This is a genomic window from Streptomyces sp. R818, assembly GCF_056172735.1.
This window is the reverse complement of the sequence record NZ_JAOCNE010000001.1, coordinates 326,315-350,750: the sequence shown is the minus strand read 5'-3', so window position 1 is coordinate 350,750 and position 24,436 is coordinate 326,315. Positions and strand designations below refer to the sequence as shown.

The window sequence follows — 24,436 nt, the reverse complement described above, 5'->3', positions numbered from 1 at the left end:
GCAGAACGCAGTGCAGGCAGTGCGGGGCTAGCGGGCTAGCGGGGCTAGTGGGCTAGCGGTTAACTCGGCCTGGCCGCGATCTTGCTGTGGGGCAGCTGTGCGGTGGCCGAGGGGAAGAGTGGCAGGAGAACGCGGGTGCTGTCAGGAGCGCGTCAACAGGTTGGCCGGAAATGGTTCGGTGCGCGGGGGTGGTTGTTCGATATGCGGGGTGGGTGTGGGGCGCGGGCCCGGCGGGTTCGGGGGTGTGTTCGGGTGGGGCGGGGTCGTGGTGACCCTGGCTGGGATCGGCCTCCCGTGGCCGTAAATCGCCGGTCCGTGACGCACACCAGCCCCGGGGCTCCGCCCCGGCCCCCGCTCCTCAATCGCCGGAGGGGCTTAACACGCCCAGGGGCGCGCGGAACTGCGCGACGAGCCACGACGGCTCCGCACCCGGCGATGGCGCCCGGCCCGGGGCTCCGCCCCGCCCCCGCTCCTCAATCGCCGGAGGGGCTTAACACGCCCAGGGGCGCGGGGAACTGCGCGACCAGCCACGACGGCGCCGCACCCGGCAACGCTGCTCCGTCCCGGACCCCGCTCCTCAGTCGCCGGAGAGGCTATCGACCAGGCTCTCCCGCCACGCCCTGTGCAGCTCCGCGAACTGGCCCGTGCCTGCGATCAGTTCTGACGGGGGGCCGTCCTCCGCCACCCTCCCGTGTTCCATCACCAGGACCCGGTCCGCGATCTCCACCGTGGAGAGGCGGTGGGCGATCACCACCGCGGTGCGGCCGCGCAGGACCGTGTGCATGGCGCGCTGCACCGCGCGTTCGCCGGGGATGTCCAGGGAGCTGGTCGCCTCGTCCAGGATGAGGACCGCCGGGTCCGCGAGGAGCGCCCGCGCGAAGGCGACCAACTGGCGCTGGCCCGCCGAGATGCGGCCGCCGCGCTTGCGCACATCCGTGTCGTAGCCGTCGGGGAGCGCCGTGATGAAGTCGTGGGCGCCGATTGCCTTCGCGGCCTGTTCGATCTCCTCGCGGGTCGCTTCGGGGCGGCCGATCGCGATGTTCTCGGCGACCGTGCCGGAGAACAGGAACGCCTCCTGGGTCACCATGACGACCCCGCGCCGCAGCTCGGCGTGGGAGAGGTCGCGCAGGTCGACGCCGTCGAGGAGGACCCGCCCGTGCGAGGGGTCGTAGAAGCGGGCGAGGAGCTTGGCCAGGGTGGACTTGCCCGCGCCCGTCGAGCCGACCACGGCGACCGTCTGGCCGGCGGGCAGCACGAGGTCGAAGCGGGGGAGCACCTCGCCGCCCGTGCGGTAGCCGAACGAGACGTCGTCGAAGCGCACTTCGCGGCCGGGGCGGCCCTCGCGCGGGGCGGGCAGCGAGCGCGGCGACGCGGGCTCGGGCACCGACGGGGTCTGTTCGAGCAGGCCCGCGATCTTCTTGAGGGACGCGGCGGCCGATTCGTAGGAGTTGAGGAACATCGCCAGTCGGTCGATGGGGTCGTAGAGGCGGCGGATGTAGAGCACCGCCGCCGCCAGGACGCCGAGCGCGAGGGTGCCGCCCGCGACCCGGTAGGCGCCCCACAGGACCATGCCCGCGACCGCCGTGTTGGCGAGGAGGCGGGAGCCCACGACGTAGCGCGCCATCTCCAGGAGGGCCGTGCCGTTGGAGCGTTCGTGGCGGTGGTTGAGGACCGCGAAGTGGTCGTCGTTGGCCTGCTCGCGGCGGAACGCGCGGACCGGGCGGATGCCGTTCATCGTCTCGACGAACTTGACGATGACCGCCGCGATCGCCGAGGACCGCTGCCCGTACGCGCGCGCGGCGCGCCGCCGGTAGCTCTGGATGAGGAAGGACAGCGGGACGAAGGAGAGCGCGGCGACCGCGCCGATGCCGAGGTCGAGCCAGAGCAGCGTCACCGTGATGTACAGCGAGGCGAGCACGACGTTGACCAGCTCTTGCAGGCCCTCGGAGAGCAGTTCGCGCAGGCTCTCGACGTCCGTCGTGGCGCGGGAGATGACGCGGCCCGAGGTGTAGCGGTCGTGGAAGTCGACGCTGAGCGCCTGCGCGTGGCGGAAGATGCGGTCGCGCAGGTCGAGCAGGACGTTCTGGCTGACGCGGGCGGAGAACTGGATGTACGCGTACTGGAACGCGGCCGAGCAGCACGCGGTCAGCAGGAAGCCCGCGCCGACCGCGATCAGCGGCCCGTAGTCGTGGTCCCGGATCGCGGGCACCGCGCGGTCGATGGCGTAGGCGACGAGCAGCGGCCCGGACTGCACGGCCGCCTGCTGGAGCAGCAGCGCGAGGACGGTGAGCCAGACGCCGCGGTGGTGGGGTGACAGGAGCGAGCGCAGCAGACGGCCGGTCGCGCCCTTCGACGTGGGGAGGTCGTCCTGGTCGAAGGGGTCGGTGGCGGAGCGGGGGCGCACCGCCTCGTCCGGCGCGTCCGCCTCGTCCGGCGCGTTCGGCGCGTCCGGCTCGTCGGGGCCGCCCGGTTCCCTCGTCGCTTCGGTGTTCGTGGTCGTCGTCATGCGTGCGCCGTCTCTTCCCTGTCGCCCGCGGTCTCGCCCGACATCAGGTGCCGGTACTCCGCGCTGGTGCGCAGCAGTTCGTGGTGGGTGCCGACCGCGGTGACGCGGCCCTCGGAGAGCAGGGCGACCCGGTCGGCGAGCAGCACCGTGGAGGGGCGGTGCGCGACGACGAGGGCGGTGCTGTCCGCGAGGACCCGCCGCAGCGCCGCCTCGACGGCGGCCTCGGTGTGCACGTCGAGCGCGGACAGCGGGTCGTCCAGGATGAGGAAGCGGGGCTCGCCGACGACCGAGCGGGCGAGCGCGAGCCGCTGCCGCTGGCCGCCGGAGAGGCTCAGTCCCTGCTCGCCGACCTCGGTGTCGATCCCGTCCGGCAGGCGGCGTACGAAGTCGGCCTGGGCGACGCCGAGCGCCCGGTCCACCTGGTCTGCGGTGGCGTCGACGGCGCCCATAAGGACGTTCTCCGCGACCGTCGCGGAGAAGAGGGTCGGCTCCTCGAACGCCATCGAGACCAGGGTGCGCAGCTCCTCGCGCGGGATCGCGGTGATGTCGCGCCCGTCGAGCGTGACGCGGCCCGCCGTGACGTCGTACAGGCGCGGCACCAGCGCGGTCAGCGTCGTCTTGCCGCTGCCGGTCGCGCCGACCAGGGCCATGGTCTCGCCGGAGCGGACGTGCAGGTCGATGTGGCGGAGCGTCGGCTCGGAGTCCTCGGCGGCGTCCGGGTAGCGGAAGGCGACGCCCTCGAACCGCAGCCCGTCCGGGCCCTGTTCGCCGGCCCCGCCCCGGGCGTCCTCGGCGGGGCGCACGCGCGGGTCCTCCTCGGGCTCGTCCATGACCTCGAAGTAGCGGCGGGTCGCCGTCGCCGCCTCCTGGCTCATGGCGAGCAGGAAGCCGATGGACTCGATGGGCCAGCGCAGCGCGAGCGCCGTCGACAGGAACGCGACGAGCGTGCCCGCGGACAGGTCGCCGTCCGCGACCTGCACCGTGCCGATGACGAGGGCCGCGCCGAGCGCCACCTCGGGAAGCAGCGTGATCACGGCGAGGATGCCCGCGAGGAGGCGCGCCTTGACCAGCTCGGTGCCGCGCAGGGTGCGCGAGAGCTCCTTGAAGGCGCGGGCCTGGCTGCGGTGGCGGCCGAACCCCTTGATGATCCGGATGCCGAGCACCGACTCCTCGACGACCGTCGTTAGATCGCCGACCTGGTCCTGGGCGCGGCGCGACGCCTCCGCGTACCCGTGCTCGAACCGGTAGCAGACCGCTATCAGCGGCACGGCCGGGGCGAGCAGGACGAGGCCGAGGCCCCAGTCCTGCGCCACGAGCAGGGCGAGCCCGGCGGCGATCGTCACCCCGTTCACGATCAGGAACGTCAGCGGGAAGGCGAGGAACATCCGCACGACCATGAGGTCCGTCGTGGCGCGCGACAGCAACTGGCCCGACGCCCACCGGTCGTGGAAGGAGACCGGCAGCCGCTGGAGGTGCCGGTACAGGCCGGCGCGCATCGCCGCCTCGACGCCCGCGAGCGGCCGGGCCACCAGCCAGCGCCGCAGCCCGAACAGGAGCGCCTCCGCGACGCCGAGCGCGAGCAGCACGCCCGCGCCGAGCCACACGCCGCCCGGATCGCGGTCGGTGACCGGGCCGTCGACGATCCACTTCAGCACCAGCGGGAACACGAGCCCCAGACAGGACGCCACCACCGCTATCACCGCGGCGCTCGCCCAGCGGGCCCGCACCGGCCTTACGTACGGCCACAGGCGCAGCAAGGTTCGCGCCGCGCCGGGTCGACTTGTCCGGCCTTGATCCGTGGTAGCTGCATCCTTAGTCGCCATCAGGGGTGAGACTACGGTTCGCCACTGACATCGCCCAGTGAGTTTTCGACGCGGCTGGGGCCCGACCACTCCCCTCGCTTCAGCGTCCAGGTTTCGTCGTGACTGGTCGCGCAGTCCCCCGCGCCTTGGAACGCACCCCATGAAGCTGCGGCGAAGCCGCATGCTCCAGGGGCGCGGGGAACTGCGCGAGCAACCACGACGTGACCCGCACCCGCCGACGAACCCCACCCGGCAGACGCCCCGGCGACCCCCAAACCCGGCAGACGCAACGGCTACCCCCGCACCCGCAGCAACACCACCGTCCGCGCCCCCACCCCGATCGTCGCCCCCGCGTCATGCACCACCCCGGGCGCGGAACCCTGCTCCTCCACCCCCGTGTCGACGACCACCTCGTACCCGGCGCCGGCCCACGGCTCCCCGGGCAGGACGAACTCCCCGGCCTCGGCCCCCGCGTGCAGGATCACCAGGAAGCTGTCGTCGAGCACCCGCTCACCCCGCGCGTCCCGGCCGGGGATGTCCCGGCCCGACAGGTACATCCCGAGCGTCGCGGCCGGCGCGAACCAGTCGCCCTCCGTCATCTCCGTACCGCGCGACGTGAACCAGGCCAGGTCCCGCAGCCCGTCCGCCGACCGGGGCCGGCCCGAGAAGAAGGCGCGACGGCGGAGCACCGGATGCGCGTGGCGCAGGGCGATCAGCCGGGAGGTCAGATCGAACAGCGCCCGCCAGCCCGGCTGCTCCAGCAACGACCAGTCGACCCAGCTGATCTCGCTGTCCTGGCAGTACGCGTTGTTGTTGCCGCGCTGGGTGCGCCCGAACTCGTCCCCGGCGACCAGCATCGGCACCCCGGTCGACAGCAGCAGCGTCGTCAGCATGTTGCGCAACTGCCGCCGCCGCAGCGCCCGTACGGACTCCTCCTCGCTCTCCCCCTCCGTCCCGCAGTTCCAGGACCGGTTGTCGTTCGTCCCGTCCCGGTTGCCCTCCCCGTTCGCCTCGTTGTGCTTGCGGTCGTAGCTGACGAGGTCGCGCAGGGTGAAACCGTCGTGCGCGGTGATGAAGTTGACCGAGGCGTAGGGGCGCCGGCCGCCCCACGCGTACAGGTCGCTGGAGCCGGACAGGCGGTACCCGAGGTCCCGGACGTCGGGGAGCGCCCCGCGCCAGAAGTCCCGTACGGCGTTGCGGTAGCGGTCGTTCCACTCGGCCCAGAGCGGGGGGAACGCGCCGACCTGGTAACCGCCGTTGCCGACGTCCCACGGCTCCGCGATCAGCTTGACCCGGCGCAGGACCGGGTCCTGCGCGATGACCGCGAGGAACGGGGAGAGCATGTCGACGTCGTGCATGGAGCGGGCCAGCGCCGCCGCGAGGTCGAAGCGGAAGCCGTCGACGCCCATCTCCGTCACCCAGTACCGCAGGGAGTCGGTGATGAGGCGGAGGACCTGCGGCTGGACGACGTGCAGGGTGTTGCCGCACCCCGTGTAGTCGGCGTAGCGGCGGGCGTCGTCCTGGAGGCGGTAGTAGCCGCGGTTGTCGATCCCCTTGAGGGAGAGCATCGGGCCCATCTCGCCCGCCTCCGCCGTGTGGTTGTAGACCACGTCGAGGATGACCTCGATCCCGGCGTCGTGCAGCGCCCGCACCATCCGCCGGAACTCGCCGACCTGCTGTCCGGCCGTCCCGCTCGCCGCGTACGCCGCGTGCGGCGCGAAGTAGCCGATCGAGTTGTAGCCCCAGTAGTTCTTCATGCCCCTGCGCAACAGGTGGTCCTCGTGCGCGAACTGGTGCACCGGCAGCAGCTCCACCGCCGTCACCCCGAGCCGCGTCAGGTGCTCGATCGCCGCCGGGTGCGCGAGGCCCGCGTACGTGCCGCGCAGCTCCCGCGGTATCCCGGGGTGCTCGCGCGTGAAGCCGCGTACGTGCAGCTCGTAGATGACCGAGTCCGCCCAGGGTGTCTTCGGGCGGCGGTCGTCCTGCCACTCGTCGTCGGGCGCGTCGTCGTGGACCACGACGCCTTTGGGGACGTACGGGGCCGAGTCCCGGTCGTCGCGCACGGTGTCGGCCACGTGCTGCTGCGGCCAGTCGCGGACGTGCCCGTACACCTCGGGCGGCAACCTGAAGTCACCGTCGACGGCGCGCGCGTACGGGTCGAGGAGGAGTTTCGCCGGGTTCCAGCGGGCGCCGGTCCACGGGTCCCAGCGGCCGTGCACCCGGAACCCGTACCGCTGTCCGGGGCGGACGCCGGGGACGAAGCCGTGCCAGACCTCGTCGGTGGACTCGGCGAGCGGGGAGCGCCGCTCGCGTCCTTCGGCGTCGAAGAGGCACAGCTCGACGGATTCGGCGCCGCCCGCCCACAGGGCGAAGTTGGTCCCGGCGACGCCGTCGGGGCCGACCCGGTAGCGGGCGCCGAGGGGGACGGGCGCGCCGGGCCAGACCGGCTCCACGGGGGGAGTGCGCCCGCGCTCCCGCTCCGGGCGGTACGCGGAGGCGCGCACGGGTGGCCCGCCGTTGCCGTTCCGGCCGTTCGGCACACCGGTCCGCACGCCGGTCTGCACTGCCTCCTGCTCGGGTGCGCTCGACACCTGACAGCCTCCCGCGGCTCCATGAAGGATGGGCGGCGGGGCGCCGCCCGGCGTCCCTGCCGCGCATCGCCCCTGATCCCCTCCTGTCTGTTCTGCCCAGAGCACGGGTCGCACTCACGTTTCCCCGGCGGGGTGAGCGTCGTTGGCCCGGCGTGGACACAGCTGTGAGGCGCGCGCGGCGCGCAGGGGCGACACTGGCCGCCGTACTGGCATGGGCGGCACTGGCCGGCGGGCTCGCCGGATGCAAGGCGGGCGCGGTCTTCGGCAAGCCGCGCTCACCCGCGGAGCTGATCCGGGTCACCCCGGACGACCGGGGCAAGGAGGTGAGGACGGACACGCGGCTGATGGTCGAGGTCCCCACGGGCCGCCTCGAGTCGGTGAAGGTCGTCAAGGTGCAGGACGCGCAGGAGGAGCCGGTGCCGGGGCGCATCGAGGCGGGCGGCGCGCTCTGGCGTCCGACGGGGCCCGACGCGGACCGGCTCGCGCTCGCCGCGAAGTACACGGTCGACGCGGTCGCGGTCGACGGCGAAGGACGCCGCGTGGCCCGGCACACGACGTTCACGACGGCCGTGCCCGGCGAGCGCTTCATCGGCTACGTGACACCGGAGAACCGCGCCACGGTGGGCACCGGCATGATCGTGAAGCTGGACTTCAACCGGCGGATCGAGGACCGCGCGGCCGTCGAGCGCGCCGTGCAGGTCACCTCCGTGCCCCCGGTGGAGATCGCCCCGCACTGGTTCGGCCGGACGCGGCTCGACTTCCGGCCCGAGCGGTACTGGCGCCCCGGCACGAAGGTGACCGTCGCCCTCGACCTGCGGGACGTGGAGGCGGCGCCCGGCGCCTACGGCCTGCAGCGCAAGTCGTTCTCGTTCACCGTCGGGCGCAGCCAGGTCAGTCTGGTCGACGCGGCGAAACACACGATGGAGGTCCGCAGGGACGGCCGGCTCCTCGACACCCTGCCGATCACCGCGGGGGCGCCGGGCTCGACCACGTACAACGGCAGGATGGTCGTCAGCGAGATGCTCGACGTGACCCGCATGGACAGCCGCACGGTCGGCTTCGGCGGCGAGTACGACATCCCCGATGTGCCGCACGCGATCCGGCTCACCGACTCCGGCACGTTCCTGCACGGGAACTACTGGTCGGGCGGCGTCTTCGGGTCCAGCAACGTGAGCCACGGCTGTGTCGGTCTGCGCGATGTGAAGGGCGGCGGCGCGCTCACCCCGGCGGGCTGGTTCTTCGACCGCACCCTCATCGGCGACGTCGTCGAGGTGGTGCACAGCGCTGACAAGAAAGTGGCTGCTGACAACGGGCTCGGGGGCTGGAACATGGAATGGCAGGAGTGGAAGGACGGGGCCGCGGCGCGCTGGTAGCCGCGAAGGCGCTGAAAGGGGGTCGGCCGCCCGGGTGTTGGGACTAAACGGTGACATTAGCGGGGATCCGTTTTCCCAGGTCGGGCGGTTAATCTTGCGCAGTGCGCGCGCAGACGCGCAGGAGTGCGGGCCTTGGGACCGAGGCCGTGCGAGGGGAGAGAAACATCTTGAACGGGCGACGACCGATATCGGCGGCTCTGCTGGGGGCGGCACTGCTGCTTGTCACCGCGTGCGGTGGCGGGGGGGATACGGGGAACGAGGGCAAGGGGAAGTCCGACAAGGCCGCCGAGGCGAACAAGGCGTCGCAGGCCGTGGTGACCGTCGCGCCGAAGGACGGCGCCGGTGACGTCGCCACCAGCGGCGCGCTGAAGATAACCGCCGGCAACGGCAGGCTGACCGAGGTGAAGGTCGCCGACTCCAAGGGGAACGCGATAGCCGGGTCCATATCCGGCTCCACCACTTGGACCCCCGCGCACCACCTCGCCGCGTCGACGAAGTACCGGGTGCACGCGGTCGCGAAGGACAAGGACGGTCGCGAGTCGGCCAAGGACACCACCTTCACCACCCTCACCCCGAAGAACACCTTCGTCGGCATGTTCACCCCGGAGGACGGTTCGAAGGTCGGCGTCGGGATGCCGTTCTCGATCCGCTTCACCCGCGGTATCACCCACCCCGAGGACGTCGAGAAGGCCATCACGGTCAAGACGGAGCCCGCCGTCCCGGTCGAGCCGCACTGGTTCGGCAACGACCGCATCGACTTCCGCCCGGAGAAGTACTGGGCCTCGGGCACCAAGGTCACCGTCAAGCTCAACCTCGACGGCGTCGAGGGCCGCCCCGGCGTCTACGGCAAGCAGGTCCGCACGGTGAACTTCACCATCGGCCGCAGCCAGGTCTCCACGGTCGACGCGAAGACGCACATGATGACCGTCAGGCGCGACGGCAAGACCATCAAGAAGGTCCCGGTCACGACCGGCAAGGCGGGCTACGAGACCTGGAACGGCCAGATGGTCATGACCGAGAAGCTCGCGGTGACCCGGATGAACGGCGAGACCGTCGGCTACGGCGGCGAGTACGACATCAAGGACGTCCCGCACGCCATCCGCCTGACCACCTCGGGCACCTTCATCCACGGCAACTACTGGGGCGGCGACGCCTTCGGCAACTACAACGCCAGCCACGGCTGCGTCGGCCTGCGCGACGTGCGCGGCGGCTACGACAGCAAGGTCTCGGCGGCCTGGTTCTTCAACCAGTCGATGATCGGCGACGTGGTCGTGGTCAAGAACACCGGCGACAAGACGGTCGCGCCGGACAACGGGCTCAACGGCTGGAACATGAGCTGGGCGGAGTGGAAGAAGTAGGGGTGGCAGGGCCGCCCTTGTGAACGGCCGCTAACCTGCGGCCATGACCGTACACCTGGAAATCGCCGACGGGGTGGGCACGATCCGCCTCGACCGACCGCCGATGAACGCCCTGGACGTCGCCGTCCAGGACCGCATCAGGGAACTTGCAGCAGAGGCCACGGCCCGCACCGAGGTGCGGGCCGTCGTCGTCCGCGGCAGCGAGAAGGTCTTCGCGGCCGGTGCGGACATCAAGGAGATGCAGGCCATGGACCACGCGGCCATGGTCGGCCGGGCGCGGGGTCTTCAGGACGCGTTCAGCGCGGTGGCCCGCATCCCGAAGCCCGTCGTCGCCGCCGTCACGGGGTACGCGCTCGGCGGCGGCTGCGAGCTGGCGCTCTGCGCCGACTTCCGGATCGCCGCCGACAACGCCAAGCTCGGCCAGCCGGAGATCCTGCTCGGTCTGATCCCGGGCGCGGGCGGCACCCAGCGCCTGGCCCGCCTGATCGGCCCGTCCAAGGCCAAGGACCTGATCTTCACGGGCCGGCAGGTGAAGGCCGACGAGGCGCTGGCCCTCGGCCTCGTGGACCGTGTCGTCCCGGCCGGCGAGGTCTTCTCCGCCGCGCACGCGTGGGCGGCCCGGCTCGCCAAGGGGCCGGCGATCGCGCTGCGCGCGGCCAAGGAATCCATCGACGCGGGTCTGGAGACGGACCTGGAGACCGGGCTCGCCATCGAACGGACCTGGTTCGCAGGGCTGTTCGCCACCGAGGACCGGGCGACCGGTATGCGCAGCTTTGTGGAGGAAGGTCCCGGCAAGGCAAAGTTCGCCTGAGGCGCTCCGGTCAACGCGCGGGAGGGTTCGCGGACTTCGCCCCGTCCCTCGTTGGAGCGCATTATGCGGACCTTAAGAGAAGCATAAGCGCACCCCGCTGGTGACGATCAAGAGCCGGTCGCGCACGATAAGTCATCGCAGGTCGGACGGCGTGTCGTCATCCTTTAAGTGACTCTGGCATATGCCAAAACGGCCCCCGGAATGAGGCATTCCGGGGGGCTTATTCAGCCGGAACGACCCCAAGGCCCCGACTCTGCGGCCATCATGGAGGGCATGGCGGGGCTAGAGGGTGTCGAACATCCGCGGAAGCACGGGAGTGCGACGGCGGCGCGCTGGTCTCCCGCGGTCGAGGACGAATACGCGCTGCGCGCCTTCGAGCTGTTCGGGAACCCGACCGAGGCGGAGGTGCCCCTGCCGTCGCGCCCCGAATCCGCGGCGACCGCCCGCCGCCTCGCCCAGGTCGTGATCCTGCGCCAGTGGGGCCTCTCCCTGAAGATGACCGAGGACGCCGTCCTGCTCGTCTCCGAACTCGTGGGCAACGCGGTGCGGCACACCGGCGCCCGCGTCTTCGGCCTGCGCATGCTGCGCCGCCGCGGCTGGATCCGCGTGGAGGTGCGCGACCCCTCGCGCGGCCTGCCGTGTCTGATGCCGGTGCAGCCGCTGGACGTCTCCGGGCGCGGCCTCTACCTCGTCGACAAGCTCTCCGATCGCTGGGGTGTGGACCTGCTGCCGCGCGGCAAGACCACCTGGTTCGAGATGCGGGTCGCCGACCGCTGAGCCCGCCCCGCCCGTGGACGCACGAAAGCCCCCGTTCTCGCCGTTGTACGGCGCCGCGGGGGCTTTCGTGTGGTGCGCCGCGAACAGTGGGGGGTGTAGTCCGCGGCGTCTGACGACGACCTGGCCCGGGTCAATGGGGGTCGTGTCACCGATCATGACAGATGGGCCGTCGAGGTCCAAATGAATCCATGGTGATGTAAGCCACCGGCCTCGCAAATGAAGAACAAGTACAGCCGGTATCCAGTAATCGTTAAGGCTGTCGGGTCGGTAAGCGGATTTTGTCCGCTATCCCCCTTAAATGGGCGGGGTGACCCACGGAGAACCGCCGGCCCGGCCGCATCCACGCCGCTCGGCCCTGCGCGCCGGCGCCGGGCTCGCGGCCGCCCTCACCGCCGGCTGCGCCGCCGAGCGGCAGCCGCCCGCCCCCGCCCCGGCCCCGCACTCCGCGAGCCCGCGGCCCGCGCGCGCCGCGCCCGCCCCGCGCCGCCTGCCGGGACAGCCCGTCCAGATCGACCACGGGCCGCGCACCGGCGGCCGCGTCGCCCTCACCTTCCACGGGCAGGGCGACCCGGCCATCGCCCGCGCCGTCCTGGCCGAGGCCGAACGGGCCCGTGCCCGCGTCACCGTCCTCGCCGTGGGCACCTGGCTCGACGACCACCCGTCCGTCGCCCGGCGCGTCCTCGACGGCGGCCACGACCTCGGCAACCACACCCTGCACCACCGCACCGTCAACGAGATGTCCGAGGCCGACGCCTACGCCGAGATCACCGGCTGCGCCGACCGCCTGCGCCGCCTCACCGGGTCCGTCGGCACCTGGTTCCGCCCGTCGCGCGCCCAGCGGGCGACCCCGCTCGTCGCCCGCCTCGCCCAGCGCGCGGGCTACCCGCACGTCCTGTCCTACGACGTCGACTCCCTCGACTACACCTCGCCGGGCGCCGCCGCCGTCGTCTCCAACGTCTCCTCCGCCGCGCGCGCCGGATCGGTCGTCAGCCTGCACTTCGGCTACCGGGACACCGTCGCCGCCCTGCCGCCCCTCCTGGACCACCTCGACCGTCGCGGCCTGACCGCGGTGACCTGCACGGAGCTGCTCACGTGAACCTCACCCCGTCCCGAACCCCGAAGACCGGGCGGCGCACCGGCGCGCTGCTCGCCGCCGCGACCGTCGCCCTCGCCGCGCTCGCCGGGTGCGCCGGCCAGGAGAGCGCGGACCGCGCCACCCAGGGCGCGGTCAAGCCCGCCGGACAGCAGCCGCCGGTCAAGTCGGCGGAGCCCGTCGCCTCGGCGTCGCCCACGCGCCAGGCCGAGCGGGGGCTGCCCGGGATGCCGCCCGTGCTGGACCCCAAGGACGTGTACGCGGCGGACCGGGCCGGCAACCTGTCGCCGGTGGTCAAGGACTTCCCCTCCCGGATCTACGTGCCGAACACCGAGTCCGACACCGTCACCGTCATCGACCCCAAGACGTACAAGGTCCTCCGGACGATCCCGGTCGGGCACCAGCCGCAGCACGTCGTCCCGTCCTGGGATCTCAAGACCTTGTGGGTCAACAACAACCGCGGGCACACGCTGACCCCGATCGACCCGAAGACGGGGAAGGCGGGCAAGCCGGTCGACGTGCACGACCCGTACAACCTGTACTTCACGCCCGACGGCAAGTACGCCGTCGTGATGGCCTCGCTCGACCGGCAGCTCGTCTTCCGCGACCCGCACACCATGCAGGTCAAGCACACCGAGCCGGTCAGCTGCTACGGCGTCAACCACGCCGACTTCTCCACCGACGGCCGCTACTTCATCGTGAGCTGCGAGTTCAGCGGCGAACTGCTGAAGGTCGACACGGCCCGGATGAAGGTCGTCGCCCAGCAGAAGCTGCCGTTCCAGGGGGCGATGCCGCAGGACGTCAAGATCTCGCCCGACGGGAAGAAGTTCTACGTCGCCGACATGATGGCCGACGGCATGTGGATCCTGGACGGGAACACCTTCTCCAAGCCGAAGCTCCTGAAGACCGGCAAGGGCACGCACGGCCTCTACGTCAGCCGCGACTCCCGGGAGATGTACGTCTCCAACCGCGGCGAGGGCACCGTCTCCGTCTTCGACTTCGCCCAGGACCGGGTGACCAAGAAGTGGAAGCTCCCGCAGGGCGGCAGCCCCGACATGGGCGGCGTCTCGGCGGACGGCAACACGCTGTGGCTGTCGGGGCGCTACGACTCCGAGGTCTACGCGATCGACACGCGCACCGGCGCCCAGGTCGCGCGTGTCCCCGTCGGCCGGGGCCCGCACGGCCTGGCCGTCTATCCGCAGCCGGGCCGCTACTCGCTCGGCCACACCGGCATCTTCCGCTGAGCCGCCCGGGCTACGGGGCGAGCATGAGCGCCTCGGACCCCACCGGGCGGTAACCCGCCGCCTGGAACACCCGCACACTGCGCGCGTTGCCCGGCGACTGCTGCGACCAGACGACGTCGTCGGTGGTCAAGTGCCGGGCGGCGACCGCCAGTCGCCGGCCGAGTCCGCGGTGGCGCACGCCCTCGTCGACCTCGATCGCGGCCTCCGTCCGGCCGCCGATCCCGCGCCCGAGCACGAGGACCCCGGCGCCGTCCGCCGTCTCCCACACCCGTACCTCGTCGCGGTGGGTGAGGGCGCGGACGACCCGGGGGTGTCCGCGGTCGCGGATCTCGCGCAGTTCGTACGGGGGCGGGCCCGGGAGCGCCGACGCCGCCGTCAGCAGGTCGATGGTGTCGTGGCGGCGGCCCGTGCGGTCCAGGAACGCGGCGAGGAACCGGGCGTTCATCGACGCGGCGAGGGGATCGCAGCCCGTCGCGGCCAGCGCTTCGCGCACCCATGTCTCGGGCTCGTCGGTGAAGACGACGGTGTGCGCCGTGAACGCGAGCACCCCCGCGTCCCGCGCGCACATCTGCGGCACGACCGTGACCGAGCCGTCCGGCGCGGGGAACACCCCCTTCGCCGCCGCGTCCAGGATCTCCCGCAGTTTCATTCGCGTCCTCCCGCTTGAGTCTCCACCCACTGGAGGGCCCAGACTCCCCGACATGAACGACGACGGCCCTCCACTGCTGACCATCGGACAGCTGGCCCGCCGCACCGGTCTCACGGTGCGCACCATCCGCTTCTGGTCCGACGAGGGTGTCCTGCACCCCGCGGCCCGCAGCGACGGCGGCCACCGACTGTACGACGCGGAGTCCGTGGCCCGCCTGGAATTGATCCGCACCCTGCGCGAGCTGGGGCTCGGCCTCGACGACGTGCGCACGGTGGTGTCCGGCGAGAAGGACATCGCCGCCGTCGCCGCCGCGCACGTGGCGGCGCTCGACGCGCAGATCCGGGTGCTGCGGGTGAACCGGGCCGTCCTGTCGACCGTCGCGAAACGCAACTCGACCACCGAGGAGACGGCCCTGATGAACCGCCTCGCACGGCTCTCCGCCGCTGAACGCAAGCAGATCATCGACGACTTCATGGAGGAGACGTTCGGCGGCCTGGACGCCGCCGACCCCGACATCCGGGGCCGCGTCCGGGTCATGGTGCCCGACCTGCCCGACGACCCGACCGGCGCCCAGGTCGACGCCTGGGTGGAGCTGGCCGAGCTGATGCAGGACGCCGCCTTCCGCGCGCACATGCGCCGGATGATCGAGTTCAACAGCGCGGACCGCGGCCCGGACGTGCCACCGGGCAGCTCCCTGTGGTTCATGAGCCGTCTGGTGGGGCTCGCGGGGGAGGCCATGGAGCGCGGGGTGGCGTCCGGGTCCGGCGAGGCGGACGAGGTGCTGCGCGGCCTGCTCGGCGACGCCGACCGGGCCGAGGCCCTGGAGCGGCTCGAAGCCGCAGCCCACCACGACGTGGCGCGCTTCCGCGATCTGGTCTCCCTGGTGCGCGGCCTCGAACCGACGCGCAGGCCCGACAAGGAGTTCGCCTGGGTGGTCGCCGCACTGCGCGCTCATCCCGCCGGATAATCTGACCCCGTCAGAACGGCAGTACGCGAGAGCGGTACGTAAACGAGGGGTGGTCCGGTGGCGGACATCGAGGAAGCACGCAAGGCGTTCGATCGGTTCGACGCGGACGGCGACGGCTTCATCACGGCGGCCGAGTACAAGAGCGCCATGGCGCAGATGGGCGACTTCAACGTCACCGAGGCGGTGGCCGAGGCCCTCATCGCCCGGCAGGACGCCAACGGCGACAAGGTGCTCTCCTTCGACGAGTTCTGGGCCAACCTGAACAAGGCCTGACCGCCGCCGTTCCACGCCCTCCGCCGGGGCGGGGCCCCAACCGGGTCCCCGCCCCGGCGGACGTGTCTCCGCTCCCTGGGCGCGCCGCAGGAATAGCCTCGAACGCGGGGAAGTTGGCACCGCATGTATGCACATGCATGGAACTCTCGAAGGGCCTGACATGAAGATCGGCATCATCGGCGCGGGCAACATCGGCGGAAACCTCACCCGGCGCTTCACCGCCGTCGGCCACGACGTCCACGTGGCCAACTCGCGCGGTCCGCACACCCTCACGGAGCTCGCCGAGGAGACCGGGGCGACGCCCGCCACCATCGAGGACGCGGTGCGCGGGGCGGAGGTCGTGGTCGTCACGGTGCCGCTGAAGGCCGTACCCGACCTGCCCGACGGGTTCCTCAAGGGGGCCGCCGACGGCGTCACCGTCCTCGACACCGGCAACTACTACCCGCAGCAGCGCGACGGGAAGATCGCCGAGATCGAGGAGGGGCTGACCGAGAGCCGCTGGACGGAGCGGCAGATCGGCCACCAGGTGGTCAAGGTCTTCAACGGCACCTACGCCCAGGACATCCTCGACAAGCCGCGCCCGTCCGGCGACCCCCAGCGCGTCGCCCTGCCGATCTCGGGCGACGACAAGGTGGCCAAGCAGGTCGTCACCGCGCTGCTCGACGAGATCGGCTTCGACACCGTCGACGCCGGCGGCCAGGACGAGTCGTGGCGCCAGCAGCCCGGCACCCCCGTCTACGGCCTCGCCGCCGACGCCATCGCCGTCCGCAAGGCGCTGGACGCGGCCTCCCCGGAGCGCACCGCGGAGTGGCGCGCCTGAGCCACCGCGCGGCCGTCCCCCCTCGGCAGGCTCAGGGTGTGGCCCATTCGCGCAGCGCCGCCTTGCTCGCGAAGTCGCCCACGTTCTTGTCGAGGGGGTTGTCGGTGTACTGGTGGAAGCGCCAGTCCGCCTGGATGCGCGGCTTCCCCGACGTCACGTAGTCGGCTATCCAGAGGCCGTCGCCCGCGTACGACGTCGTGTCGATGTTCAGCCAGAAGTTCCGGTTGCAGTAGAGGAGGACCCGGTGGTCCGGGCGCAGCCGCTTCACCTCGCGGATGAACTTGTCCTTCTCCCCGTTGCTCGCGTGCGTGCCGTTGCCGGTCGTCTCCCAGTCCACGGCCAGGACGTCGCCCGCCTTCTCCGGCGCCTTGCTCACGAAGTACTCGGCCTGCGCCGTCAGGTTCCCCGGCCACAGGAAGTGGTAGAAGCCGACGACACAGCCCGCGTCCCGGGCCCGCTTCGTCTGCGCCGCGAGCCGCGGGTTGACGTAACTGCGGCCCTCCGTCGCCTTGATGAAGACGAACGAGACGCCTTCCGTACTGAACGTGGACTGGTACGAGCTGACGTCGATGCCACGGATCATGGCGAGCCTCCTGCTCGGTGGGCAGCGCGGTGTGGGGGCGGCATGGTTGTCATACCCACCGTTCCCGCGCGGGCACCGTCGCCCGCCGCCCCGTGTCCCGTCCAGGATCGTTTGTCGGACCCCAGTCTTGGAACACGCTTTACACGGGGACGTGCAACTGACAGGGCCGCCTCCGCTGTCTGACAGGGAGGCGGAAAGGCGACCAGGAGAGTGGGGCAGTTCGTGGGACGGCGCAAGGGCGGCGGAATAGGCATCGCGCTCATGACGGTGGTGGCGCTCGCGGGCGTGAGCGCCTGCGGCGGGAACAGCGGCGACGAGGCGAGCGGGGACAACGGGAAGGCGTCGGACAAGCCGAGCGCGAGCGCGAAGCCCTCGCCGACGAAGCCCAAGGGCCCGCCGATGCTCCTGGAGACGATCACGCCGCAGACCGACGCGACGGTCGGTGTGGCCATGCCGGTCTCCGTGGTGTTCACCAACCCCGTGGCGGAGAAGGCGCGCGCCACCGTCGAGAAGCACATGAAGGTGAGCGCCTCGCAGCCGGTCGAGGGCGCCTGGCACTGGTTCGGCGACAAGCGCGCCGACTGGCGGCCCAAGGAGTACTGGCCCTCGGGGACGACCGTGAAGGTCGAGGCCGACATGAAGGACGTGAGCAACGGCAACGGGCGCTACGGCGTCCGCACCTACACCCACACCTTCAAGGTCGGCGACGACGTCCGCGCCGACGTCTCCGTCACCGGGCACACCCTGAAGGTCACCAAGAACGGCCAGGCGGTGCGCACCCTGTCGATCAACGCGGGCAGCGCCGAGTACCCGACGTGGAACGGCACGATGGCCGTCATCGACAAGCAGGAGAAGGTCCACATGACCTCCTGCTCCGTCGGCATCAGCTGCAACAAGGGCGACGCCAACTACTACGACCTGACGCTGCCCTGGGACGTCCACCTCACGCAGTCCGGCACCTACGTCCACTACTCCACCGGCGACCCGAACCCGGGCAGCGGCAGCGCCCGCGGCTCGCACGGCTGCGTCCACCTGTCGATGTCCGACGCCAAGTGGTTCTACCAGCAGGTCAAGCAGGGCGACCCGGTCACCATCACGGGCTCCCCGCGCGCCAAGGCCCCGGCCGACAACGGCTACGCGTCGTTCAACCTGAGCTGGGACCAGTGGCTCGCGGGCAGCGGCTCGGGCGAGGGAACGACCGCCACCCTGTGAGCCGCTGCTGATCCGCGCGGCGGGTTCAGCACTCGATGATGTTCACCGCGAGCCCGCCGCGCGCCGTCTCCTTGTACTTCACGGACATGTCCGCGCCGGTCTCCTTCATGGTCTTGATGACCTTGTCGAGGGAGACCTTGTGGGAGCCGTCGCCGCGCATCGCCATCTTGGCGGCGGTGACGGCCTTCACGGCGGCCATGCCGTTGCGCTCGATGCAGGGGATCTGGACGAGGCCGCCGACCGGGTCGCAGGTCAGGCCCAGGTTGTGCTCCATGCCGATCTCGGCCGCGTTCTCCACCTGCTCCGGGGAGCCGCCGAGGACCTCGGCGAGCGCGCCCGCCGCCATCGAGCAGGCCGAGCCGACCTCGCCCTGGCAGCCGACCTCGGCGCCGGAGATCGAGGCGTTCTCCTTGAAGAGCATGCCGATCGCGCCGGCCGAGAGCAGGAAGCGGACCACGCCCTCCTCGTCCGCGCCGGGCACGAAGTTCACGTAGTAGTGCAGGACCGCCGGGATGATGCCCGCCGCGCCGTTCGTCGGGGCCGTGACGACCCGGCCGCCCGCCGCGTTCTCCTCGTTCACCGCCATCGCGTACAGGGTGATCCACTCCATGGCGTGGGCCAGCGGCTCGCCCTCGGCGCGCAGCTTGCGGGCCGAGCCCGCCGCCCGGCGCCGGACCTTCAGGCCGCCCGGCAGGATGCCCTCGCGGGACATGCCGCGCGCCACGCACGCCTGCATCACGCGCCACAGTTCGAGCAGCCCGGCCCGGATCTCGTCCTCGGTGCGCCAGGCCTTCTCGTTGTCCAGCATCAGCGCCGGGATGGACAGGCCCGTCTCGCGGGTGAGGCGGAGCAGCTCGTCGCCGGTGCGGAAGGGGTACTTCAGGACCGTGTCGTCCGGCACGACCGGGTTCTCGCCCGCGACGGCGTCCTCGTCGACCACGAAGCCGCCGCCGACCGAGTAGTAGGTCTTGGTGAGCAGCTCCGCGCCGTCGGTGTCGTGGGCCCACAGGCGCATGCCGTTGGCGTGGTAGGGCAGGGCCTCACGGCGGTGCAGGACCAGGTCGTCGTCGAAGGAGAAGGCGATGTCGTGCACGCCGAGCAGGTTGATCCGCCCGGAGGACTTGATCTCCTCCACGCGCTCGTCGGCGTGCTCGACGTCGACGGTCCGGGGCGACTCGCCCTCCAGACCGAGCAGCACCGCCTTCGGCGTGCCGTGGCCGTGTCCGGTGGCGCCGAGCGAGCCGTACAGCTCCGCGCGTATCGAGGCGGTGTGGGCCAGCAGGCCCTCGTTCTTCAGGCGGCGGGCGAACATCCGCGCCGCGCGCATGGGGCCGACCGTGTGGGAGCTGGACGGGCCGATGCCGATCGAGAACAGGTCGAAGACCGAGATGGCCACGGGGGAACTCCAAAGATGGTTGGTAGACGCCGTTGTCTGCCGGGGCACGGGGCGGGGCACCGTGCCCGCTGAACCCTTGTGGGTCCAGTGTGCGCGATGCCCCGTAAGGACGTATGTACGAAAGGGTACGTAATAGGTTACGTATTCCCGGCGGAACCGTTACAGGCCGGGGTAGAGCGGGTGCTTGTCGGCCAGAGCGGTCACGCGGGCCTTGAGCGCGGCCGCGTCGTAGGACGGCTTGAGCGCCTCGGCGATCACGTCGGCGACCTCGCGGAAGTCCTCGGCGGTGAAGCCGCGGGTGGCGAGCGCGGGCGTGCCGATGCGCAGGCCCGAGGTGACCATCGGCGGGCGCGGGTCGTTCGGGACGGCGTTGCGGTTGACCGTGATGCCGACCTCGTGGAGGCGGTCCTCGGCCTGCTGCCCGTCCAGCTCGGAGTCGCGCAGGTCGACCAGGACCAGGTGCACGTCCGTGCCGCCGGAGAGCACGTTCACGCCGTGGGCGCGGGCGTCCTCCGAGGTCAGGCGCTCGGCGAGGATCTGGGCGCCCTCGATCGTGCGCCGCTGGCGCTCCTTGAAGTCCTCGCTCGCCGCGACCTTGAAGGAGACCGCCTTGGCCGCGATCACGTGCTCCAGGGGGCCGCCCTGGAAGCCGGGGAAGACGGACGAGTTCAGCTTCTTCGCGAAGTCCTGCTTGGCGAGGATGATGCCGCCGCGCGGGCCGCCCAGCGTCTTGTGCGTCGTGGAGGTGACGACGTCGGCGTGCGGGACCGGGTTCGGGTGCAGCCCGGCCGCGACCAGGCCCGCGAAGTGCGCCATGTCGACCCAGAGGTACGCCTCGACCTCGTCGGCGATACGGCGGAACTCGGCGAAGTCGAGCTGGCGCGGGTACGCCGACCAGCCCGCGATGATCACCTTCGGGCGGTGCTCCTTGGCGAGCCGCTCGACCTCGGCCATGTCGACCAGGCCGTTGTCGTCGACGTGGTACGGGACCACGTTGAACTGCTTGCCGGAGAAGTTCAGGCGCATCCCGTGCGTGAGGTGGCCGCCGTGCGCCAGGTCCAGGCCGAGGATCGTGTCGCCGGGCTTGGCGAGCGCGAAGAGGGCCGCCTGGTTCGCGGAGGCGCCCGAGTGCGGCTGCACGTTGGCGTACTCGGCGCCGAACAGCTCCTTGACCCGGTCGATCGCGATCTGCTCGGTGACGTCGACGTGCTCGCAGCCGCCGTAGTAGCGGCGGCCGGGGTAGCCCTCCGCGTACTTGTTGGTGAGGACCGAGCCCTGCGCCTCCATGACGGCGACGGGGGCGAAGTTCTCCGACGCGATCATCTCAAGGGTCGACTGCTGGCGGTGCAGCTCGGCGTCGAGGGCCTTGGCGACCTCGGGGTCGAGCGTGTGCAGGGACTCGTTCAGTACGGACTTGTCGGTCATATGGGTCAGCTCCCGGAGAACTCGGTGTACTCGTCGGCGGTGAGCAGGTCCTTCGGCTCGTCCGAGACGCGGACCTTGAACAGCCAGCCGCCCTCGAAGGGGGCCGAGTTCACCAGGGACGGGTCGTCGACGACGTCCGGGTTGGCCTCGGTGACCTCGCCCGAGACGGGCGAGTACAGGTCGGAGACCGACTTGGTGGACTCCAGCTCACCGCAGGTCTCGCCCGCGGTGATGGTGTCGCCGACCTCGGGGAGCTGGACGAAGACGATGTCACCGAGCGCGTTGGCCGCGTGCTCCGTGATGCCGACCGTGGCGACGCCGTCCTCGACGGCCGACAGCCACTCGTGCTCCTTGCTGTAACGCAGCTGCTGGGGGTTGTTGCTCATGAGGCGAATTCTCCTGTACGCGGGAGGGTGCGGGTGACGGTGGGGCGAGCGCTCGGCGGGTTGCGCAGCCGGACTCTTACTTCTGGCGCTTGTAGAACGGCAGCGCCACGACCTCGTACGGCTCGTGCGTACCACGGATGTCCACGCCCACGCCCGGCGTGCCCGGCCCGGCGTGCGCGGCGTCCACGTACGCCATGGCGATCGGCTTGCCCAGGGTCGGGGACGGGGCGCCGGAGGTGACCTCGCCGATCACCTGTCCTTCGTGCACGACCGGCATGCCCGCGCGCGGGACCCGGCGGCCCTCGGCGACGAGGCCGACGAGCTTGCGGGGCGGGGCGGTCTCGGCGCGCTCCGCGGCGGCGGCGAGCGCCTCCCGGCCCACGAAGTCGCCCTCCTTCTCGAACTTCACGACCCGGCCGAGGCCCGCGTCGAACGGCGTCAGCTCGGTGGTCAGCTCGTGCCCGTACAGCGGCATGCCCGCTTCCAGGCGCAGCGTGTCGCGGCAGGACAGGCCGCAGGGGATGAGGCCGTACTCGGCGCCCGCCTCGGTCAGCGCCTGCCACAGCTTCTCCGCGTCGGCGGGGGCGACGAACAGCTCGAAGCCGTCCTCGCCGGTGTAGCCGGTCCGGGCGATGAGCGCCTGCACGCCCGCGACGGTGCCGGGCAGGCCCGCGTAGTACTTGAGCCCGTCGAGGTCGGCGTCCGTGACGGATGTCACGATGGCGGGGGAGTGCGGGCCCTGGACGGCGAGCAGCGCGTAGGCGTCGCGGTCGTCGCGGACCTCGGCGTCGAACCCTTCGGCGCGCTCGGTGAGGGCGTCGAGGACGATCTGCGCGTTGCCCGCGTTGGCGACGACCATGTACTCGGTCTCCGCGAGGCGGTAGACGATCAGGTCGTCGAGGATGCCGCCGTCGGCGCGGCAGATCATGGTGTAGCGGGCGCGGCCGACGCCGACCGTGGCGATGTTGCCGACGAGGGCGTAGGCGAGCAGCTCGGCCGCCTGCGGGCCGGTCACCGTGATCTCGCCCATGTGGGACAGGTCGAAGAGACCGGCCTTCGTCCGTACGGCGTTGTGCTCGTCGCGCTCGCTGGCGTAGCGCAGCGGCATGTCCCAGCCGGCGAAGTCGGTCATGGTCGCGCCCAGCGAGCGGTGCAGGGCGTCGAGCGCGGTCGTGCGGGGCGTCTGCGGGGTATCGGTCATGGCGTGCTCCCGGGCGTGAACGGCGGTGGCGAGGGGTCCCCCGTGGCGGAGGTCCTCCCCATCTGTCATCGGAACCTGAGAGGTTCGCCCCGACCCCGCGTACCGGAGGTCATGGCTTGCACCTTGGGTGGGACCGCCGTACGTCTGGGGCGGCCCGCTTTTCAGATGTGCCTCGCCCGCGCGGTACGGGGCCTGAGAGATTCAAGGGAGGGACTTGCTCCTTCGGCGTCCGGGCACCCGTCCTACATGGGGGCTGGTGGTTCCCGGAACTCTCCCGCGCGGATTCAAGCGGCCGGTATGCGGTTGTGTGGGTCTGGCGCGCACATCATCGCACGAGCGCGGAACGGGGAAACCCGGCGGCGGGCATTACCTTCTCTTTACACTTGCCGGGCAGATACGGCGTGACCGGAACGGGGAGGACGATCACGGTGCGGATCCCGCGACAGCGCATGGTCCGGGACCTACGCGGGCGGAGCGGCAGGACACCGCGGCGCATCCGGTTCGCGGCAGGTGACCTCGTGGTGCTCTCCGGGCTGCCGGGCAGCGGCAAGTCCACGCTGATGCGCCGGGCCGTCACGGTCGTGCGCGTCGACTCCCAGGACACCAGGGAGCGCTGGGCCGCCCGCCTCCCGCGCTTCCTGCCGTACGCGGTCTACCGCCCGCTGGTCCGCGTCGCCCACTATCTGGGCCTGCGGCGGGCGATGCGCTCGGGGGCCAGCGTCGTCGTGCACGACTGCGGCACCCAGGCGTGGGTGCGGCGCTGGGTGATCCGGACGGCCAGACGCCGCGGCGCCGCCGTCCACCTGGTCCTCCTCGACGTGCCGCCGCCGCTGGCCCTGCAGGGGCAGCTCGCGCGCGGCCGGGGCGTCTCCCGGTACGCCTTCGCCCGCCACCGCCGGGCCGTCGGCGCCCTGGTGACCTCGACGGAGCGCGGCGAGCTGCCGACGGGCATCGAGTCGGCGGTGCTCCTGGACCGGGCCGCGACGGACGCCCTCGGCGGGATCACGTTCCGGGGGTAACCCCTGCGGGCGCACTCGTCCCGGGCCGGGCCGCGACGGACACCCTCGGCTCCATCACGTTCCGCGAGGGACCCTCGCGGTGCAGGCGTTATCGTCGGCGGCTATGGAACACCCGGCATTTCACGAGGACGCGCGCTTCCACGAGGAGGCGCACCCGCACCCCCAGCCCACCCGGAGCTGGCCGGCCAACGAGCTGGAGGAGGTCCTCGCCGCCGCGCTCGGTGTCGAGGGGGCGGGACCGCGCATCGTCGAGGTACTCGGCCGCAGCCCGGTCTGGATACCCCTGCCGCAGGGCGGCTCCCCCGAGAGCCGCGACCTCGACCTGCCCACGTTCGAGCTGGGCGGCCAGGCCTACGTGCCGGTCTTCAGCTCCGAGGAGCAGTTCATGCAGGTCACCGGCGGCCGGATGAGCTGCACCGTGGCCCCGGCCGTGGAGTTCGCGCGTGGCCTTCCCGCCCAGGTCGGCATCGCGCTGAACCCGGACGGCGCCGTCGGCATACCCCTGCCGCCGCCCGCCGTCGCCGAACTGGCCCGCAGCGGCCGCACCCCGCTCGACGGCCCCTCCACCGGCGGCCGCGTCGTGCTCTCCGAGCCGGACTGGCAGGACGACCCGGTGGATTTCCTGGCCGCCGTCCGCGAGGAGTTCGACGCGGCGGGCACCGTGCTCGGCGCCCACCGCGCCCTCGCCGTCGTCGAGGACACCGCACCCTCCCTGTTCATCGGCGTCCGGCTCACCCAGTGGGAGGGCGCCGCCCGCGACCTGCCGCTCGACGCCCTGGGCCGCGCGCTCGGCCGGGTCCCGGCGCCCTGGCCGGTCAACCTCGTCTTCCTGGACGTCACCCAGGACCCGGTCGCCGACTTCCTGCGTACACGCGTACGTCCGTTCTACGAACGCCACCCGTGAACACCGTCCGTCAAGTCGGTGCCGGCTCCGCCGCTTAAGCTGGTTT

General features: G+C 71.7%; 21 protein-coding genes and 2 riboswitches. Of the genes, 12 read left to right on the top strand and 9 right to left on the bottom strand.

Going from position 1 to position 24,436, the window contains the following annotated elements:
• Positions 1 to 577: 577 nt before the first annotated feature.
• From N5I75_RS01520 to glgX, 3 genes are all read right to left on the bottom strand, one after another.
• Complete coding sequence (locus tag N5I75_RS01520; RefSeq protein ID WP_476673433.1) at positions 578 to 2,506, bottom strand: ABC transporter ATP-binding protein; 1,929 nt, start codon at positions 2,504 to 2,506, stop codon at positions 578 to 580.
• Positions 2,503 to 4,329, bottom strand: coding sequence for an ABC transporter ATP-binding protein (locus N5I75_RS01515; RefSeq protein WP_476673431.1), 1,827 nt, complete (start codon positions 4,327 to 4,329; stop codon positions 2,503 to 2,505). Before N5I75_RS01515 ends, N5I75_RS01520 begins: the two co-directional genes overlap by 4 nt.
• A gap of 272 nt (positions 4,330 to 4,601) precedes the next feature.
• Positions 4,602 to 6,899, bottom strand: a complete 2,298-nt coding sequence (glgX, locus tag N5I75_RS01510; protein ID WP_476673429.1) for a glycogen debranching protein GlgX — start codon at positions 6,897 to 6,899, stop codon at positions 4,602 to 4,604.
• Positions 6,900 to 7,051: 152 nt separating this feature from the next.
• Here glgX and N5I75_RS01505 point away from each other — a divergent pair, with 152 nt between their 5' ends.
• The 6 genes from N5I75_RS01505 (at position 7,052) to N5I75_RS01480 (ending at position 13,555) form a co-directional block, all read left to right on the top strand.
• On the top strand, positions 7,052 to 8,272 hold the full coding sequence (locus N5I75_RS01505) for a L,D-transpeptidase (RefSeq protein ID WP_476673427.1): 1,221 nt from the start codon (positions 7,052 to 7,054) through the stop codon (positions 8,270 to 8,272).
• 167 nt (positions 8,273 to 8,439) lie between these two features.
• Entirely contained in the window at positions 8,440 to 9,630 is a 1,191-nt protein-coding gene (locus N5I75_RS01500) for a L,D-transpeptidase (RefSeq protein WP_476673425.1), read from the top strand.
• A 43-nt stretch (positions 9,631 to 9,673) separates the two neighbouring features.
• Entirely contained in the window at positions 9,674 to 10,441 is a 768-nt protein-coding gene (locus tag N5I75_RS01495; protein WP_476673423.1) for an enoyl-CoA hydratase/isomerase family protein, read from the top strand.
• 273 nt (positions 10,442 to 10,714) lie between these two features.
• On the top strand, positions 10,715 to 11,218 hold the full coding sequence (locus N5I75_RS01490; RefSeq protein WP_476673421.1) for an ATP-binding protein: 504 nt from the start codon (positions 10,715 to 10,717) through the stop codon (positions 11,216 to 11,218).
• A gap of 307 nt (positions 11,219 to 11,525) precedes the next feature.
• On the top strand, positions 11,526 to 12,314 hold the full coding sequence (locus N5I75_RS01485; protein WP_476673419.1) for a polysaccharide deacetylase family protein: 789 nt from the start codon (positions 11,526 to 11,528) through the stop codon (positions 12,312 to 12,314).
• Positions 12,311 to 13,555, top strand: coding sequence for a YncE family protein (locus tag N5I75_RS01480; protein ID WP_476673417.1), 1,245 nt, complete (start codon positions 12,311 to 12,313; stop codon positions 13,553 to 13,555). Before N5I75_RS01485 ends, N5I75_RS01480 begins: the two co-directional genes overlap by 4 nt.
• Positions 13,556 to 13,565: 10 nt before the next feature.
• On the opposite strand, the gene N5I75_RS01475 is transcribed toward N5I75_RS01480, so the two are convergent.
• On the bottom strand, positions 13,566 to 14,204 hold the full coding sequence (locus N5I75_RS01475; protein WP_476673415.1) for a GNAT family N-acetyltransferase: 639 nt from the start codon (positions 14,202 to 14,204) through the stop codon (positions 13,566 to 13,568).
• A gap of 52 nt (positions 14,205 to 14,256) precedes the next feature.
• Here N5I75_RS01475 and N5I75_RS01470 point away from each other — a divergent pair, with 52 nt between their 5' ends.
• The 3 genes from N5I75_RS01470 to N5I75_RS01460 all read left to right on the top strand — a co-directional run bounded on the left by N5I75_RS01470 (position 14,257) and on the right by N5I75_RS01460 (position 16,264).
• A complete protein-coding gene (locus tag N5I75_RS01470; protein ID WP_476673413.1) occupies positions 14,257 to 15,171 on the top strand; it encodes a MerR family transcriptional regulator in 915 nt (304 codons plus the stop codon).
• 57 nt (positions 15,172 to 15,228) lie between these two features.
• Positions 15,229 to 15,444: an EF-hand domain-containing protein gene (locus N5I75_RS01465; protein WP_476673411.1), complete on the top strand. Its 216-nt coding sequence runs from the start codon at positions 15,229 to 15,231 to the stop codon at positions 15,442 to 15,444.
• A 133-nt stretch (positions 15,445 to 15,577) separates the two neighbouring features.
• Complete coding sequence (locus N5I75_RS01460; protein ID WP_476673409.1) at positions 15,578 to 16,264, top strand: NADPH-dependent F420 reductase; 687 nt, start codon at positions 15,578 to 15,580, stop codon at positions 16,262 to 16,264.
• Positions 16,265 to 16,295: 31 nt separating this feature from the next.
• Here N5I75_RS01460 and N5I75_RS01455 read toward each other — a convergent pair whose 3' ends face one another.
• Positions 16,296 to 16,847, bottom strand: a complete 552-nt coding sequence (locus tag N5I75_RS01455) for a glycoside hydrolase family 25 protein (protein ID WP_476673407.1) — start codon at positions 16,845 to 16,847, stop codon at positions 16,296 to 16,298.
• 261 nt (positions 16,848 to 17,108) lie between these two features.
• Here N5I75_RS01455 and N5I75_RS01450 point away from each other — a divergent pair, with 261 nt between their 5' ends.
• Positions 17,109 to 18,059 carry a L,D-transpeptidase gene (locus tag N5I75_RS01450; RefSeq protein WP_476673845.1) on the top strand — a complete coding sequence of 317 codons (951 nt, stop codon included), beginning with the start codon at positions 17,109 to 17,111 and terminating at the stop codon, positions 18,057 to 18,059.
• Positions 18,060 to 18,084: 25 nt separating this feature from the next.
• On the opposite strand, the gene N5I75_RS01445 is transcribed toward N5I75_RS01450, so the two are convergent.
• The 4 genes from N5I75_RS01445 to gcvT all read right to left on the bottom strand — a co-directional run bounded on the left by N5I75_RS01445 (position 18,085) and on the right by gcvT (position 22,467).
• Positions 18,085 to 19,455 (bottom strand): L-serine ammonia-lyase, encoded by a 1,371-nt coding sequence (locus N5I75_RS01445; protein ID WP_476673405.1) that lies wholly within the window; start codon positions 19,453 to 19,455, stop codon positions 18,085 to 18,087.
• A gap of 159 nt (positions 19,456 to 19,614) precedes the next feature.
• Entirely contained in the window at positions 19,615 to 20,880 is a 1,266-nt protein-coding gene (gene glyA / locus N5I75_RS01440; protein WP_476673403.1) for a serine hydroxymethyltransferase, read from the bottom strand.
• A gap of 5 nt (positions 20,881 to 20,885) precedes the next feature.
• On the bottom strand, positions 20,886 to 21,266 hold the full coding sequence (gene gcvH, locus N5I75_RS01435; protein ID WP_398209016.1) for a glycine cleavage system protein GcvH: 381 nt from the start codon (positions 21,264 to 21,266) through the stop codon (positions 20,886 to 20,888).
• Positions 21,267 to 21,342: 76 nt separating this feature from the next.
• Complete coding sequence (gene gcvT, locus N5I75_RS01430; RefSeq protein WP_476673401.1) at positions 21,343 to 22,467, bottom strand: glycine cleavage system aminomethyltransferase GcvT; 1,125 nt, start codon at positions 22,465 to 22,467, stop codon at positions 21,343 to 21,345.
• Between the two features lie 52 nt (positions 22,468 to 22,519).
• A riboswitch (glycine riboswitch) is annotated at positions 22,520 to 22,638 on the bottom strand.
• A riboswitch (glycine riboswitch) is annotated at positions 22,639 to 22,754 on the bottom strand.
• Positions 22,755 to 22,916: 162 nt separating this feature from the next.
• On the opposite strand from gcvT, the gene N5I75_RS01425 reads away from it, so the two are divergent.
• Complete coding sequence (locus N5I75_RS01425; RefSeq protein ID WP_476673843.1) at positions 22,917 to 23,486, top strand: AAA family ATPase; 570 nt, start codon at positions 22,917 to 22,919, stop codon at positions 23,484 to 23,486.
• A gap of 103 nt (positions 23,487 to 23,589) precedes the next feature.
• Positions 23,590 to 24,390, top strand: a complete 801-nt coding sequence (locus tag N5I75_RS01420; RefSeq protein ID WP_476673399.1) for an enhanced serine sensitivity protein SseB — start codon at positions 23,590 to 23,592, stop codon at positions 24,388 to 24,390.
• Positions 24,391 to 24,436: the final 46 nt, after the last annotated feature.

What these genes read in the sequence shown, in the direction of transcription:
- N5I75_RS01520 (WP_476673433.1), bottom strand. Translation starts at nt 2,506, where the DNA reads ATGACGACGACCACGAACACCGAAGCGACGAGGGAACCGGGCGGCCCC.
- N5I75_RS01515 (WP_476673431.1), bottom strand. Translation starts at nt 4,329, where the DNA reads ATGGCGACTAAGGATGCAGCTACCACGGATCAAGGCCGGACAAGTCGA.
- N5I75_RS01495 (WP_476673423.1), top strand. Translation starts at nt 9,674, where the DNA reads ATGACCGTACACCTGGAAATCGCCGACGGGGTGGGCACGATCCGCCTC.
- N5I75_RS01490 (WP_476673421.1), top strand. Translation starts at nt 10,715, where the DNA reads ATGGCGGGGCTAGAGGGTGTCGAACATCCGCGGAAGCACGGGAGTGCG.
- N5I75_RS01475 (WP_476673415.1), bottom strand. Translation starts at nt 14,204, where the DNA reads ATGAAACTGCGGGAGATCCTGGACGCGGCGGCGAAGGGGGTGTTCCCC.
- N5I75_RS01470 (WP_476673413.1), top strand. Translation starts at nt 14,257, where the DNA reads ATGAACGACGACGGCCCTCCACTGCTGACCATCGGACAGCTGGCCCGC.
- N5I75_RS01460 (WP_476673409.1), top strand. Translation starts at nt 15,578, where the DNA reads ATGCATGGAACTCTCGAAGGGCCTGACATGAAGATCGGCATCATCGGC.
- N5I75_RS01455 (WP_476673407.1), bottom strand. Translation starts at nt 16,847, where the DNA reads ATGATCCGTGGCATCGACGTCAGCTCGTACCAGTCCACGTTCAGTACG.
- N5I75_RS01450 (WP_476673845.1), top strand. Translation starts at nt 17,109, where the DNA reads ATGACGGTGGTGGCGCTCGCGGGCGTGAGCGCCTGCGGCGGGAACAGC.
- glyA (WP_476673403.1), bottom strand. Translation starts at nt 20,880, where the DNA reads ATGACCGACAAGTCCGTACTGAACGAGTCCCTGCACACGCTCGACCCC.
- gcvH (WP_398209016.1), bottom strand. Translation starts at nt 21,266, where the DNA reads ATGAGCAACAACCCCCAGCAGCTGCGTTACAGCAAGGAGCACGAGTGG.
- gcvT (WP_476673401.1), bottom strand. Translation starts at nt 22,467, where the DNA reads ATGACCGATACCCCGCAGACGCCCCGCACGACCGCGCTCGACGCCCTG.
- N5I75_RS01425 (WP_476673843.1), top strand. Translation starts at nt 22,917, where the DNA reads ATGGTCCGGGACCTACGCGGGCGGAGCGGCAGGACACCGCGGCGCATC.
- N5I75_RS01420 (WP_476673399.1), top strand. Translation starts at nt 23,590, where the DNA reads ATGGAACACCCGGCATTTCACGAGGACGCGCGCTTCCACGAGGAGGCG.